Raw genomic sequence first — 14184 nt, 5'->3', positions numbered from 1 at the left:
TCGTTTGGGGCACAGGTAGAAATACAATTGCTTGGATAACTCTTTTTTTCAGTTTGTGCTGCCTGTATAGGTGTTATTTCACCAATTTTGCTTTTCTTTGCGGAAAATTTCAGTCACGTGAATTTAATTATAGAACAAGGAAACACCTCTTCAAAAGTTGCGGTATACAACAAGAAGCACATGGAAGCCTCTTTTGTATATAAGAAATTCGATGTTGATGAATTGGAGTCTCTCTTTGGGAAATACGATTTTGAACATGGAATATTGTCGACTGTGATAGGCAAAAATGAAGTGCTGAATGATTACCTGCGTGGTAAGCTCCGGCGCTTTATCTTTTTGGATGAAACTGTAAAGTTGCCTATAACGGTTCAATATGAAACGCCCGAAACTTTGGGAAAAGACCGGTTGGCTGCGGCTGTCGGTGCCAATTACCTGGAACCGGGAAAAGACCTGCTTGTCATTGATGCTGGCACAGCAATTACTTACGAATTGATCGAGGCCTCGGGGGCTTATCTGGGAGGGAATATCTCTCCGGGAATGACTACCCGTTTCAAGGCTTTGAACTTTTATACAAAAAAACTACCTTTGGTGACGGAACAGGAGGAAGTCCCTTTATTGGGTACCAATACCGAGAGTGCTATCCAGGCAGGAGTAGTGAATGGGATAGTCTACGAGATGGACGGGTATATCGAGAAGTTACGGATAAAATATCCTAACCTTTTGGTTTTTTTAACAGGCGGTCATTCGTTTTATTTTGAAAGCCGACTAAAAAACTCCATCTTTGCAGACATTAATTTAGTGTTGACAGGATTAAACAGAATCTTAGAGTATAATGTTGAAGATTAATAAGCTACTAATAGCAAGCATTCTTATATTGACACAGTTGTCGCTAGCGGCACAAAATAATACTAACTCGCCCTATACCCGTTTTGGGTATGGTGAATTAGCGGATCGTTCATTCGGAGCCGGACGGGCAATGGGTGGCGTTGGTTTCGGATTAAGATCGTCGAAACAGATCAACCCGATGAACCCGGCATCGTACAGTTGTATGGATTCATTGACATTTTTGTTTGATTTTGGTGCTTCAGGTCAGCTTTCATGGTTTGATGACGGAGTCAATAAACAGCACAATATTAATGGGAATGTGGAGTATATTGCAATGCAGTTCCCGATACATAAACGTATTGCGATGAGTGTGGGTATTTTACCTTACTCATATGTCGGATATAGTTTTGGTGCCCGGAGAACATCTGAAGGTGGATTTAATTATGTGGAAACATTTAATGGTTCCGGCGGATTAAACGATTTGTATGCAGGTTTGTCTATAGATATATGGAAGAAGCGTCTTTCTGTCGGAGCGAATGTCGGATATCTTTTTGGAAACATCAAGCATGAGCAGAGTTCTATTGTAGGACAGGGTTCAGAACGGAACACGATTCGTAATCAGAATCTGGAAGTACGGGATATAAAACTGGACTTTGGTGTTCAGTATACCCACCCGATCAGTAAAACAGAAAATGTTACATTCGGGTTGGCCTTTTCTCCAAAAAACCGTTTGAATGCGACTTATATTAATATGACTTATGCGGCAACCAGTTCCGGTTCTGCCGAGATCGTAGCTTCGGATACGACAAAGAGTAAAGCATTTGATATACCGAACTCGATTGGTTTTGGTGCATCATATGTGAAAAATAATAAGATGACATTAGCTGCGGATGTACTGTATGAAACATGGGATAAAGCGTATTATGATGATTCAAAAGATAGTTTTAAGAACCGTGTCCGGGTTGCAGCCGGAGGCGAGTTTATTCCAAATTATCAGAATCGTAATTTTTTCGGTCGGGTAAGATACCGCGCAGGTGCCCATTATAGCAATTCCTATCTGATGATAAATAATACAGATGATGCAGCATATAAAGGTAATGGCTATAATGAATATGGTGTGAGTGTCGGTTTTGGATTACCGTTGGTTGATAACCGTTCGTTGGTAAATGTGTCTTTTGAATACACGAAGATTAACCCAAGTGGTAAAAACATGATTGATGAACAGTATTTCCGTTTTACTGTTAATTACACATTCAATGAAATGTGGTTCTGGAAGAAAAAGGTAGATTAATTTAAATTGCTAACTTAAATTAAAACAGATATGAAAATAAAGGTATTATTAATTGCGGCTGCATGCTCTATGGGAGCACTAGGCGCGTATGCACAGAAAGGAGTAGATAATGGAACACAATTTGGATCTGGTGAGGACAGTATCCGTTGTATAACCAATATCAGCTTGTTCGTTCCTTATGCTAAGGCAGGGAATTTTAAGGATGCATATGATTTTTGGAAAATTGTTTACGATGAATGTCCTGCTGCAACAAAGGATATTTATCTGCATGGTGTAAAGATCATGGCATGGAAGATTGCCAATGAAAAAGATCCGGCAAAGAAAGCTGCTTTGATCGATGATCTGATGGGAGTATATGACAAACGTGTGAAATATTTCGGTGATGACAAACGTTATGGTAAAGACTGGATCGTTTCCCGTAAGGCACAGGATTATATCCAGCAAATGGGAGATAAAGCCGATTATAATAAATTGTATAATTGGTTGGGTGAAATCATCAACGAATATGGAGACAATACGGAAGCATTAGGTGTTTCTTTGTATATGTTTGCTTCTTACCAGAAGATGGCTGATGATCCTAATCACAAAGGACAATATGTTGAAGATTATCTGAAAGCATCTAAAATCCTGGATACTCAGTTGCAGGCTGCACAGGCTGCTAACAATGAAAAAGAAGTTAACAACCTGACAACATTCAAAACCAGTGTGAACGGTGCGTTTGCAAACAGTGGTGCTGCCGATTGCGAAACATTGCAGAACCTGTATGCTCCGAAAGTTGAAGAAAGCAAGAGTGATCTGGCTGCTTTAAAAGAAATCGTTTCTCTGTTGAGACGTGTTCGTTGCCAGGAAATCGATGCATTCTTTGCAGCAGCAGCCTATGCTTATGAACTTGAGCCGAGTGCAGATGCCGCTATCGGTATCGCTAAACGTGCTGTAAAGAATAAAGAATATGACACGGCTGTCAAATATTTTGAAGAAGCTGCCAATATGGAAACAGACCCTTCTTCAAAAGCTGAAGATTATTATATGATCGCAGTGATTAATCTGGATCAGAAAAATTATTCAAAAGCAAGGGAATATGCAAAGAAAGCTGCAGCTACAAATACTAGCTATGGTCAGCCGTACATCCTGATTGGCCAGATGTATGCTGCTACAGTTAAGAATGTATTTCCGAATGACGGTGTTTTGGCAAGAGCTGCCTACAATGTGGCAATCGACCAGTGGGAAAAAGCAAAACAGGTTGATGAAAGCTGTGTAGACGAAGCTAACAAGTTGATTTCTACTTACCGTGCTCATTTGCCTTCTACAGAGGAAGTTTTCATGCATCCTGATCTGGAAAAGGGTAAATCATTTACTGTAGGTGGTTGGATCGGTGAGACAACAAGAATCAGATAATTATGACGGAAACGCGTTTTCTTTGTAAAACGAACAAATATGGCATAACAACTACTTTTGCGGTAGTTGTTATGCTTCTTTTATTTATGGCTTCCTGTGGCAAGGAGAATAAAGAAGTGGTGGAAGTAACCTTCGATCCGGAAAATACCTATACGCTGAGAACGACCGATGTCTCCAGTCTTATCTCTGATTCCGGTATCACCCGTTACCGGATGAACGCGAAAGAGTGGTTGGTGTTCGGAAAAGCCAAGGAGCCTTACAGCTATTTTCGCCAGGGTGTTTACGTGGAGAAATTTGATTCCTTGTTTAATGTAGAAGCAAGTGTAAAAGCAGATACTGCTTATTATTGGGATAAGAAAGGGCTGTATAAGCTGATTGGTCATGTGAGTATATTAAGCCAGGAAGGTAAAAAGTTGGATACTTCAATACTGTATTTCGACCAGAAAGAAGACCAAATTTACACAGATGAATACTTTGAGCTGGAAGAAGGGGATAAGATTATCACCGGCATCGGATTTAAGTCGAACCAGAACATGACGAAATATAAGATATTTAATTCGCAGGGAACATTTCCTGTCAGCGATACAGCACGTGATACTTCGCGTGTGAATACTGCAACCGGCGATTCTGTGGCTGTGAATATAGCAAAGCCGGATTCAATAAAATAGAACTGATGTGAATGCATTAACGTACATATTGATTTCATTAGCCTTTTCCGCTTTTTTTTCCGGCATGGAGATCGCATTTATTTCTTCTAATAAGTTGCGGCATGAACTGGATAAAAAGAATAAGAATATAGCCGGTAAGATATTGGATATTTTTTACCGGAATCCAAACCAGTTTATATCAACGATGCTGGTGGGTAATAATATCGCACTGGTTGTCTATGGTTTACAGATGGCAATTGTTCTGGAACCGTTTATCGCCCGTTTCGTTGATAATGAGGCTCTGATTGTTCTTATTCAGTCTATTATCTCGACACTCCTGATATTGTTTACAGGCGAGTTTATCCCGAAGACGATTTTCAAATTGAATCCAAACTTTTCTTTGAATTTGTTTTCGGTTCCTTTGTTGATCATATACATTATATTATATCCTATCTCGAAGTTTTCGGCACTGATTTCTTATCTGATACTGAAATTGGTGGGTGTAAAGAATATTACTCAATCGAGCAGGCGTACTTTAGGTAAAGTGGATCTTGACTTCTTTATTCAGCAAAGTATCGAAGATGCTCCTCTGAACTCAGATATGGATACGGAAGTGAAAATATTTCAGAATGCGCTTGATTTTTCCAATGTCCGTTTGCGCGATTGTATTGTTCCCCGTACGGAGATTGTCGCCTGTGACAAGACTGTCAGTATGGAAGAACTTCGTTCTAAGTTTATTGAAACGGGGTTGTCAAAGATATTGATCTATAACGAAAATATAGATGATATTATCGGATATATCCATTCATCGGAATTATTTAAAAATCCGGAAGACTGGACACAGAGTATAAAGACTGTTTCCATTGTCCCGGAAACGATGGCGGCCAATAAGTTGATGAAGGTGCTGATGCAGGACAAAAAGAGTCTGGCTGTGGTTGTGGATGAATTTGGCGGTACAGCGGGGATTGTGACGCTGGAGGATCTGGTAGAGGAGATCTTTGGAGAGATAGAGGATGAGCATGATATGAAATCATACGTAGCCCGGAAAGTTTCGGACGATGAATACCTGATATCCGGTCGTATGGAGATCGATACTCTCAATGAAAAGTTCAATCTTGAGCTCCCGGAATCAGACGATTACGTAACGATTGCCGGATATATCCTGCATTTCTACCAAAAATTTCCTAAATTGAATGAATCAATCGTAATTGATAAATATACTTTTAAAATCATAAAAGTAACGGCAACGAAAATAGAACTTGTGCGAATGAAAGTAGGCAATTGATGAAAAAAAGTGGAATAAAAGATGTAACAAATCCTTTTTTTCGTATCTTCGTGCCCTTAAACTGTAAAATATAAACTTTAAAAATAAATAACGATAAATGGCTACGCTGGAAAAAATCAGAAGCAAAGCAGGACTGCTCGTACTCGTTGTGGGTTTGGCATTGTTCGCTTTTATCATTGGAGACTTTTTGAACTCCGGTTCTACTTATTTCAGACAAACTCAGGAGAGAGTTGCTAAGGTTGACGGGGAAGTAATTAAAATTCAGGATTATCAGGGACGTATTGATGAAATGACTGAGATGTACAAGATGCAATCCGGTCAGACCAATCTGCCCGAAGAATACATGAATCAGATCCGTCAGTCGGTATTCGATGCTATGGTACAGGAAATTGTACTTGACGAAGCAACTGATAAATTAGGTATGACTGTAAGTCCGGAAGAATTGTTTGATATGGTTCAGGGTGAGAACATTTCACCGATGATCCAGCAGATGCAGATGTTTGTTAATCCGCAGACCGGACAGTTTGACAAAACAGCTCTGTTGAATTTCCTGAAAACAATTGACGACGACAATATCGCAAGCTACCCTGCAGATCAGCAGGCTCAGTTGCTCCAGGCTCGTAATTTCTGGTTGTTCTGGGAAAAGAACATTAAACGTCAGCGTCTGGAACAAAAATATACAACATTGTTAAGTAAGGCTGTTGCAGCAAACGTGCTGGATGCAAAAGAAGCATTCAATGACGCAGCTGAAAACTCTGACATTGTTTATGCTATGCAGTCGTATGCAAGCATTCCTGACTCGACAATCGAAGTAAGCAAGAGTGAAATCGAAAAGCTGTACAACCAGCGTAAGGAACTTTACAAACAAAAAGAAGGTAAAGTAATCAAGTATATCGCTGTTGACATTCGTCCTAGCCAGGAGGATTATGACAAGGCAAGTGCTGATATCGAATCTTTGAAAGAAGAATTCACGACTTCTGAAAAGGTGGCTGATATTGTAAATGAAAATTCAGAAGTTCCTTACATGGATGCTTTCTTTACAGAAAATGCCTTTGATCCGGAAATGAAACAATTCGCAACGACTTCGGAAGTGGGTGCTGTATATGGTCCGGTATTCGATAACGATAAGTACAGAATGTTCAAGTTGGTAGACAAGAAAATGGGGCCTGACTCTGTTAAGGTAAGCCATATTATGTTGGCAAATGGGGACGAAGCCCGTACGACCGCTTTGGCTGACAGCTTGATGAATGTACTGAAGAACGGTGGGGACTTTGCTGCATTGGCAAAAGAATTCTCTGCAGACCAGGCTGCTGAAAATGGCGGAGAACTGGGATGGTTCACTGAAATTACTGCACTGAGAGGTGTAAATGAAGACTTTAAGAATGCTGTTTTCTCTACTCCGGTAAACGAAATTGCAAAAGTGAAATCTTTGTATGGAACTCACCTGGTGAAAGTAACAGAAAAGACAGCTAATGTGAATAAGTATAAAGTAGCGGATATTGACATGACAGTATCTCCGAGCTCTAAAACTTATAGCAATATCTATAACGAGTTGAACCAGTTCATTTCACAGAACAATGATTTGGCTAAGTTGGATGAAGCTGCTAAAGAAGCCGGATATAATCTGATTGCAGGTGTAAATGTTACTGCTGATAACCAGACGTTGGGTAGCATTAAAAATTCTCGTCCGGTAATCCGTTGGGCATTCCAGAATGATAAGGGTAAAATCTCTGAAATCTTTGAATGTGACGATAAGTTTGTAATTGCAGGCGTAGAAGGTACTATAAAAGAAGGTTACCGTTCGGTTGCCTCTTTAACTCCTGCTTTGAAAGCTGAAATCGCTGCTCAGAAGAAAGGTGAGAAGATCGCTGCTGATCTGAAGGCTAAAAATCTGACATCAGTTGAAGCTTATGCTGATGCAATGGGTTCAAAAGTTGATTCAGTGAAGTTTATCAACTTCGGAACACGTCGTATCGCCGGTATCGGTGTAGAACCGAAACTGAATGCAATGGTTTCTCTTGCTGAGGTTGGTCAGGTAAGCGCTCCGGTTGTCGGTAACAATGGCGTATATGTATTTAAAGTATACGACAGAAACAAGGAGGCAAAAGAATACAACGAAGCAGAAGAAATTAAAACGTTGGATGCATCGAACGCATATCGCTTCGGATTCCAGGCTATCCAGTCACTGGTTAACAAAGCAGATGTAGAAGACAACCGTATACGTTTCTTCTAAACAAATAAAGCTCAAAAGGTATTACATAATCCTTTTTAAGGAAAGCTGCCGGACTTATTCAGAAAAGTCCGGCAGCTTTTTTTATCTTTGTGCCGGATTAATCGTTATATAACAATATACAATGCAAGAAAAGAGACAATTGTTAGGCATGACGCTGGACGAACTGAAGGAAGTGGCGGCACAGGTCGGTTTACCGGGATACGCTGCAAAACAGATGACCGATTGGCTGTATAAGAAGAAAGTTACCTCTATTGCGGAAATGACTAATATTGCTGTTGCCAAACGTACTCTTTTGGAAGAGTCTTTTGAGGTAGGGGCACTCCCTCCGGTTGATTGTATGAAATCGGTCGATGGAACGATTAAATATTTGTTTGCTGCAGGGAACGGCAATTTTGTGGAGGCTGTTTATATCCCGACCGACGACAGGGCTACATTATGTGTGTCTTCGCAGGTCGGATGCAAGATGAACTGCCTGTTTTGTATGACAGGTAAGCAAGGTTTTACTGCCAATCTTACGGCAAATCAAATATTGAACCAAATCCAGTCTGTTCCGGAATCAGAATCATTAACAAATCTGGTCTTTATGGGAATGGGGGAGCCTTTGGATAATGTGGATGAGTTGTTTAAGGTCCTTGAAATCCTTACTTCTACCTATGGATATGGGTGGAGTCCCAAGCGGATAACAGTTTCTACTATCGGGGTGGCAAAAGGCTTGAAGCGTTTTCTGGAAGAAAGCGACTGCCATTTGGCGGTCAGTCTGCATTCTCCTTTTCATGAAGAACGTTTGTCTTTAATGCCTGTAGAAAAAGCTTATCCGGCACAGGGCGTCATTGATCTCATCAGGCAGTATGATTTCTCCCATCAACGTCGTGTTTCTTTTGAATATATAGTTTTTAAAAATTTAAATGATAGCCTGAAACATGCTAAAGCCCTGATTTGTTTATTAAATGATGTAGATTGCAGGGTTAACCTGATTCGTTTTCATGCTATCCCCAACGTCCCGTTGGAAAGTTCGGATTTGGCGAAGATGGAAGTCTTTCGTGATACATTGAACAATGCAGGGATTGTTTGTACAATCCGTGCTTCGAGAGGAGAGGATATATTTGCCGCCTGCGGAATGCTGTCGACAGCAAAAAAACAACAAAACGGATAGAAGACAAGTCATTTGATAGAAAAGAATTATATTTGTGTTATAAAAACGAATGGGTATGAAAAAGATTTCTTTACAGATTAGCTTACTCATGTTTCTGGTATTGCTGGGAGCATGTAGCTCAGGACCGGTTGGAAAACGGGCCACAGGCCTTGCTTATGAGGTTGTAGTTGTAATGAAAAAAGCTGATTGGGATGGCCCTTCGGGAAAGGCTATTAAACAAGAGCTGACATCTGATGTCCCTGGTCTTCCTCAATCTGAACCTGCATTGAAGATTACTTATGTAGATCCTTCACAATTCGACGGATTATTGACTTATGTCCGCAATATACTGATTGTAAATATTGATCCGTCTATTTACACGAAGGCTTCGATAAGCTATGAAAACGACCGTTGGGCTAAAGGGCAGGTAGTTGTGACACTGAATGCTCCTTCTCCTGAAGCTATTATTGAATATTCACAGGCTCATCCGAAAGCGCTGGTTGATTTCTTTGTGAAAGTTGAAATGAACCGGGCGATTGGCCAGTTGGAGAAAGATTACAGTACAGTTGTCATGGATAACCTGAAAAATAATCATGACCTGATGCTGAATGCTCCGTCTAATATGACCTATTATCGTGATACGACAGATTTCTTCTGGGCATCCAATAATGCCAATACTGGTCGTACAGATTTGATTGTATATACTTTCCCTTATACCGATCCGAATACCTTCACGGCAGAATATCTGGTAGCAAAGCGCGACTCGGTGTTGAAGGAAAATCTGCCGGGAGCTTTCCCTGAATCGTATATGACGACTGAGTCCCGTTTTGGGGTTGATTATACGCCGATCACTGTTAATGGCAAATATTGCGGTGTGCTACGCGGTTTGTGGAAGATGGTCGGTGATATGATGGGCGGACCGTTTGTCAGTCATGTCCGTCTGGATGAAAAGAATAACCGGGTCGTTGTAGCCGAAGGCTTTGTTTTTGCTCCTGAAACAGATAAACGTAATTTTATCCGCCGTATCGAAGCAGCTTTATATACACTTCGCTTACCGGGTGAATTTGAAAAATCGGTGGAAGAAAAGCTCGACATACCGGAAAGTAAGAAATAAACAAACATAATACATGGAAGAACGATTGATTAAGGTGGGCATTACCCACGGAGATATAAATGGCATCGGATATGAGGTGATACTGAAAACATTCTCGGATGCCAGAGTTGCCGAACTTTGTACTCCGGTTATATACGGATCATCAAAAATCGCAGCTTATCACCGGAAAGCGTTGGAATTGCCTCCTGTGAATATGAACATCATTTCCCAGGCAGAAGATGCCGGTATTAACCGGGTGAATATCATCAACTGTGTGGACGATGAAACAAAAGTAGAATTATCGCAGTCGACATCGATAGCCGGAGAAGCTGCATTTTTAGCTTTGGAAGCTGCTGTTACAGACTTGAAACGGGGTGCTGTTGATGTATTGCTGACAGCACCGATCAATAAGCACAATATCCAGAATGACGAGTTCCATTTTCCGGGACATACCGAATACCTGGAAGAACGTTTTGGCGGAGTGGGCCGGAAAGCATTGATGATTTTGATGAAGGATGGTCTGCGTGTTGCTTTGGTGACCGGACATATCCCATTGGCAGAAGTTCCTTCCAGAATAACCGTAGAGGATATCGTGTCGAAATTGCGCATATTCAATCAGTCGCTCAAACAGGACTTCGGGATTGTAAAACCACGTATTGCCGTGCTTTCATTGAATCCTCATGCAGGTGATGGTGGCTTATTGGGAAAAGAAGAGGAAACGATCATTATTCCGGCCATGGAAGAGGCGGAAAAAAGAGGTGTCATGTCTTTTGGACCTTATGCGGCAGACGGATTTTTCGGCTCTCAGATGTACGACAAATTTGATGGCGTATTAGCGATGTACCATGATCAGGGCTTGGCACCGTTTAAAACGCTGGCCATGGATGACGGGGTTAACTATACGGCCGGTCTGTCGATTATCCGTACTTCGCCAGCTCACGGAACAGCTTACGATATAGCCGGACAGAATGTGGCTTCCGAAGAGTCGTTCCGCCAGGCGTTATATACTGCGCTGGATATTTACCGGAACAGGTTGAATTATCGGGAAGCTACTGCGAATCCTCTCCGCAAGCAATATTTTGATAAGGGAGGCGATAATGAAAAGCTGGATCTTACCAAAGATGACGATGCAGAGGTTTGTCCTCAGTAAATAATAAAAAACAGATCCCCTGGAAACATGCTTTTTCAGGGGATATTTGTTATAAAGACTAACGGTCCATATCTGTTGTATTTTATAATAATATGGTCTGTATTGCGCTTTTTGACTTCAATCTTTTTTTGATAGGAAAAGTTTGCGTAAGTTTGTGGTTCAAAATTGCAACATGAATTATGTTTAAAGATAAAACGATCGTATATACCTCCGGAACATTCGATATGTTTCATTATAATCATCTCCGGATGATCAATTATGCCCGTAGCCTGGCTGATATCCTGATTGTAGGAGTGAGCACGGACGAACTGGTTTCTTCTTATAAAGCGAATCCTATTATCCCGTTCAATGAACGCCTTCAAATTATTGAAGCGTTGAAAACTCCGGATATTGTAATACCGCAGCATACACTGGATCATACGGAGATCGTAAAGAAGCTGAATATCGATGCTTTTGTTGTGGGAGATGACTGGTTTGGTAAATATGATTATTTAAAAGATTTAGGCGTACAGGTTTTTTATTTCCCTTATGGAACCGGGGTTTCTTCCTCTAATCTGAAGAAAACGATTCATGATTCTTACGAAGAAAATCTTAAATATCAACGACATGCTAAACCTGCCACTGTAAAGGGAAAAGGGGAGGAATAAAGATTACTCATGGAAAAGTGTGCTTTAATTACCGGTGGTACAAAGGGTATAGGTAAAGCGGTGGCTCTCTGTTTGGGGAAAGCCGGGTATAACCTTGTGCTTACTTATGCTTCCGATCCCGGGATGGCCGAACAAACCCGCGAAGGTTTGCAACAGCAATTCGGAATCAATGTGTCTGTGCTACAGGCAGATATTACAAAAAAAGAGTCCGTTGATAAAATAGATGCTTATTTGCAGGAGAAGAATTTGCTTTTAGATGCACTGATCTTTAATGCGGGATTGACTTGCCGCGATTCGTTCGAGGATTTGTCACTTACTGATTGGGAACGTGTATTCTTTGCTAATGTTCATTTTCCGGTATTCTTATTGCAACGTATTGTCGGACGGATAAATAAAGGTGGTAGTGTGGTCTTTACCGGTTCCCTGATGGGGGTCCAGCCTCATTCGGTATCTCTGGCTTACGGAGTGACAAAGAGTGCTGTACATGCCTTAGTGAAGAATATGGTTAAATTCCTGGTTCCTTATGAATTGCGTGTGAACGCAGTTGCTCCCGGGTTTGTCGATACCGAATGGCAGAAGACTAAACCGGCAGAAATACGGCGGAATATAGAAAATAAAGTTTCTTTAGGCCGTTTCTGTGATCCGGAAGAGTTGGCCGAAGTGTATAAGATGTTAATAGAAAATAGTTATTTTAATGGCGAAGTGGTCGTTGTAGACGGCGGATATTCGTATAAATAATAGATCATGAGTAATTTGGATAAAGAATACGAAGCATCACTAAAATCAATAGAAACAGAAAATGTTGTCGACCGGGCGTTTTACCGTCCGATAGGTTTTCGTATCGCTCGTATGTTGCGCGGCACGGGGATTACCCCGAATATGGTAACGGTCATTTCTATATTTGTGGGAGCTGCTGTCGGCTTCATGTTTTATCATGATAATCTGGTTTATAATATTTGTGGTATTTTATTGTTGGTTTTTGCCAATATACTGGATTGCGTAGACGGACAGTTGGCTCGTCTGACAGGTATCAAGTCCGCTATCGGACGTATATTGGACGGATTTGCCGGTGATATCTGGTTTGCCTCTATCTATGTCGGTTTTGCCCTTCGTCTGTCTCATGAGTATGGTACTTATTGGTTTTTTGCTTTGGCCGTTGTGTCTGGCTTATCCCATCTGGTGCAGGCTAATATAACCGATTATTATAAAACATTGCATCTCTATTTTATCAGTAAGGACAAAGGAGCTGAGTTCCAGTCGCTGGAACAGGTCATTGCCCGTCATAAGGAGATGAAGCTGGGTATCAATAAAACTTTTTATTTCCTTTATAGGGGATACACATTACTTCAGGTGAAAGCCACTCCTGCCTTGCAGCGTATGTTGCAGAGCCTCCATGCCAAATACGGAGATGATATTCCGGAAAATGTGCGTATTGCTTTTCGTAAACAAAGTCGTGAGTTAATGCGTTATATTGATCTCCTGACATTTAACGGACGTACGATCGTTATGTTTATAGTTGTATTGGTCGGCGAAGTATGGGTTTATTTCCTGTATGAGATAATCGTATTGAATATCGTGCTGTTATTGTCGATGCGCAAGCACGAAAAAATGTGCGCATCGTTTATTGAATAAATAAAAAGTATGAAAAAGAGCGTAGTAGACATTAATGATTTGCAGGAAGCTGCCCCGTTCTTCAAAAGCCGTATAGGCACCTTCCTTGGCAAATTATTGATTAAGTGGTTGAGTGTTGACAAAGTAAACAAAGTGCATGCCAATAACTGCCATCTGCGTGGCTCAGCGTTTACTACAGCATTACTGAGCGATCCCCTGATCGATATCAAGTATAATCTGCATCATGCGGAAATACTGGATAACTTGCCCGAAGGGGCATTTATAACCATATCCAATCATCCGATCGGTTCGATCGACGGCATTATATTGATTGACATTATGGCCGCTCGTCGTCCGGACTTTAAAGTGATGGTGAACGAAATTCTGGTGAAGATCGGTGCCATGAAGGATAATTTTGTTTCGGTGTTGCCCGATTCAACCGGTAATGGTCCGAATCCGGCCAACATAAACGGGGTGCGTTATTCTTTGCAGCGACTGAAAGAAGGGCATCCGATGGGATTCTTTCCGGCTGGGGCGATTTCCTTTTATAATAAGGATGATAAAGAGATCCATGACTTGCCCTGGACACATAGCGTGATTCGCCTGATCCGGAAGGCAAATGTGCCGGTATATCCAGTTTACTTTGATTTTCTTAATTCCCGCTTCTTTTACTGGTTGGGAAGTATCAGTTGGAAAATACGTACTTTGCGCATTCCTGCCGAAGCCTTCAACAAACGCGGTAAAACGGTCGATGTGTATGTGGGGAAACCTATCTCTCCGGAAGAAATGAAGAATTTTGCAGATGATACGGCACTGGCTGAATTTTTATTCAATCGCACTTATGCTGCAAAAAAATGAGAAACCGCTGATAGAAT

Annotated in this window: 13 protein-coding genes; all 13 read left to right on the top strand. The window is 41.2% G+C overall.

Annotation, left to right across the window (positions count from 1 at the left end; genetic code table 11):
- Positions 1–117 precede the first annotated feature (117 nt).
- The 13 genes from DWW91_RS06620 (at position 118) to DWW91_RS06560 (ending at position 14167) form a co-directional block, all read left to right on the top strand.
- The gene (locus DWW91_RS06620; protein WP_187386414.1) at positions 118–846 is read left to right on the top strand and encodes a type III pantothenate kinase; all 729 of its coding nucleotides are present in this window, start codon (positions 118–120) and stop codon (positions 844–846) included.
- Positions 833–2116: a hypothetical protein gene (locus tag DWW91_RS06615; protein WP_007658923.1), complete on the top strand. Its 1284-nt coding sequence runs from the start codon at positions 833–835 to the stop codon at positions 2114–2116. The genes DWW91_RS06620 and DWW91_RS06615 overlap by 14 nt, the downstream gene beginning before the upstream one ends.
- A 30-nt stretch (positions 2117–2146) precedes the next feature.
- Positions 2147–3511 carry a lipopolysaccharide assembly protein LapB gene (locus DWW91_RS06610; RefSeq protein WP_122327286.1) on the top strand — a complete coding sequence of 455 codons (1365 nt, stop codon included), beginning with the start codon at positions 2147–2149 and terminating at the stop codon, positions 3509–3511.
- Between the two features lie 2 nt (positions 3512–3513).
- On the top strand, positions 3514–4179 hold the full coding sequence (gene lptC / locus DWW91_RS06605) for an LPS export ABC transporter periplasmic protein LptC (protein WP_122327285.1): 666 nt from the start codon (positions 3514–3516) through the stop codon (positions 4177–4179).
- Between the two features lie 7 nt (positions 4180–4186).
- Positions 4187–5443, top strand: a complete 1257-nt coding sequence (locus tag DWW91_RS06600; protein ID WP_007658919.1) for a hemolysin family protein — start codon at positions 4187–4189, stop codon at positions 5441–5443.
- A 97-nt stretch (positions 5444–5540) separates the two neighbouring features.
- Complete coding sequence (locus tag DWW91_RS06595) at positions 5541–7676, top strand: SurA N-terminal domain-containing protein (protein WP_122327284.1); 2136 nt, start codon at positions 5541–5543, stop codon at positions 7674–7676.
- Positions 7677–7797: 121 nt separating this feature from the next.
- Positions 7798–8829: a 23S rRNA (adenine(2503)-C(2))-methyltransferase RlmN gene (rlmN, locus tag DWW91_RS06590; RefSeq protein ID WP_010802441.1), complete on the top strand. Its 1032-nt coding sequence runs from the start codon at positions 7798–7800 to the stop codon at positions 8827–8829.
- Positions 8830–8884: 55 nt separating this feature from the next.
- A complete protein-coding gene (locus DWW91_RS06585; protein ID WP_007658916.1) occupies positions 8885–9922 on the top strand; it encodes a DUF4837 family protein in 1038 nt (345 codons plus the stop codon).
- A gap of 13 nt (positions 9923–9935) precedes the next feature.
- A complete protein-coding gene (pdxA, locus tag DWW91_RS06580; protein ID WP_048315057.1) occupies positions 9936–11051 on the top strand; it encodes a 4-hydroxythreonine-4-phosphate dehydrogenase PdxA in 1116 nt (371 codons plus the stop codon).
- A gap of 179 nt (positions 11052–11230) precedes the next feature.
- On the top strand, positions 11231–11698 hold the full coding sequence (locus DWW91_RS06575; protein WP_007658908.1) for an adenylyltransferase/cytidyltransferase family protein: 468 nt from the start codon (positions 11231–11233) through the stop codon (positions 11696–11698).
- Between the two features lie 9 nt (positions 11699–11707).
- Positions 11708–12436, top strand: coding sequence for an SDR family NAD(P)-dependent oxidoreductase (locus DWW91_RS06570; protein ID WP_122327283.1), 729 nt, complete (start codon positions 11708–11710; stop codon positions 12434–12436).
- A 6-nt stretch (positions 12437–12442) separates the two neighbouring features.
- The gene (locus tag DWW91_RS06565; protein ID WP_007658901.1) at positions 12443–13330 is read left to right on the top strand and encodes a CDP-alcohol phosphatidyltransferase family protein; all 888 of its coding nucleotides are present in this window, start codon (positions 12443–12445) and stop codon (positions 13328–13330) included.
- 9 nt (positions 13331–13339) lie between these two features.
- On the top strand, positions 13340–14167 hold the full coding sequence (locus DWW91_RS06560; RefSeq protein WP_007658898.1) for a lysophospholipid acyltransferase family protein: 828 nt from the start codon (positions 13340–13342) through the stop codon (positions 14165–14167).
- Positions 14168–14184 lie beyond the last annotated feature (17 nt).

Source organism: Parabacteroides sp. AF17-3, from assembly GCF_003635445.1.
Taxonomy (GTDB): Bacteria; Bacteroidota; Bacteroidia; order Bacteroidales; family Tannerellaceae; genus Parabacteroides; species Parabacteroides goldsteinii.
Note: the sequence above shows the minus strand (reverse complement) of the source record. Positions and strands in the feature narration are given on the sequence as shown.

Bases quoted from the DNA above. Each gene is read 5' to 3' on its own strand.
- DWW91_RS06560 (WP_007658898.1), top strand. From the start codon at position 13,340: ATGAAAAAGAGCGTAGTAGACATTAATGATTTGCAGGAAGCTGCCCCG.
- DWW91_RS06585 (WP_007658916.1), top strand. From the start codon at position 8,885: ATGAAAAAGATTTCTTTACAGATTAGCTTACTCATGTTTCTGGTATTG.
- DWW91_RS06615 (WP_007658923.1), top strand. From the start codon at position 833: ATGTTGAAGATTAATAAGCTACTAATAGCAAGCATTCTTATATTGACA.
- rlmN (WP_010802441.1), top strand. From the start codon at position 7,798: ATGCAAGAAAAGAGACAATTGTTAGGCATGACGCTGGACGAACTGAAG.
- DWW91_RS06610 (WP_122327286.1), top strand. From the start codon at position 2,147: ATGAAAATAAAGGTATTATTAATTGCGGCTGCATGCTCTATGGGAGCA.
- DWW91_RS06575 (WP_007658908.1), top strand. From the start codon at position 11,231: ATGTTTAAAGATAAAACGATCGTATATACCTCCGGAACATTCGATATG.
- pdxA (WP_048315057.1), top strand. From the start codon at position 9,936: ATGGAAGAACGATTGATTAAGGTGGGCATTACCCACGGAGATATAAAT.
- lptC (WP_122327285.1), top strand. From the start codon at position 3,514: ATGACGGAAACGCGTTTTCTTTGTAAAACGAACAAATATGGCATAACA.
- DWW91_RS06595 (WP_122327284.1), top strand. From the start codon at position 5,541: ATGGCTACGCTGGAAAAAATCAGAAGCAAAGCAGGACTGCTCGTACTC.
- DWW91_RS06570 (WP_122327283.1), top strand. From the start codon at position 11,708: ATGGAAAAGTGTGCTTTAATTACCGGTGGTACAAAGGGTATAGGTAAA.
- DWW91_RS06565 (WP_007658901.1), top strand. From the start codon at position 12,443: ATGAGTAATTTGGATAAAGAATACGAAGCATCACTAAAATCAATAGAA.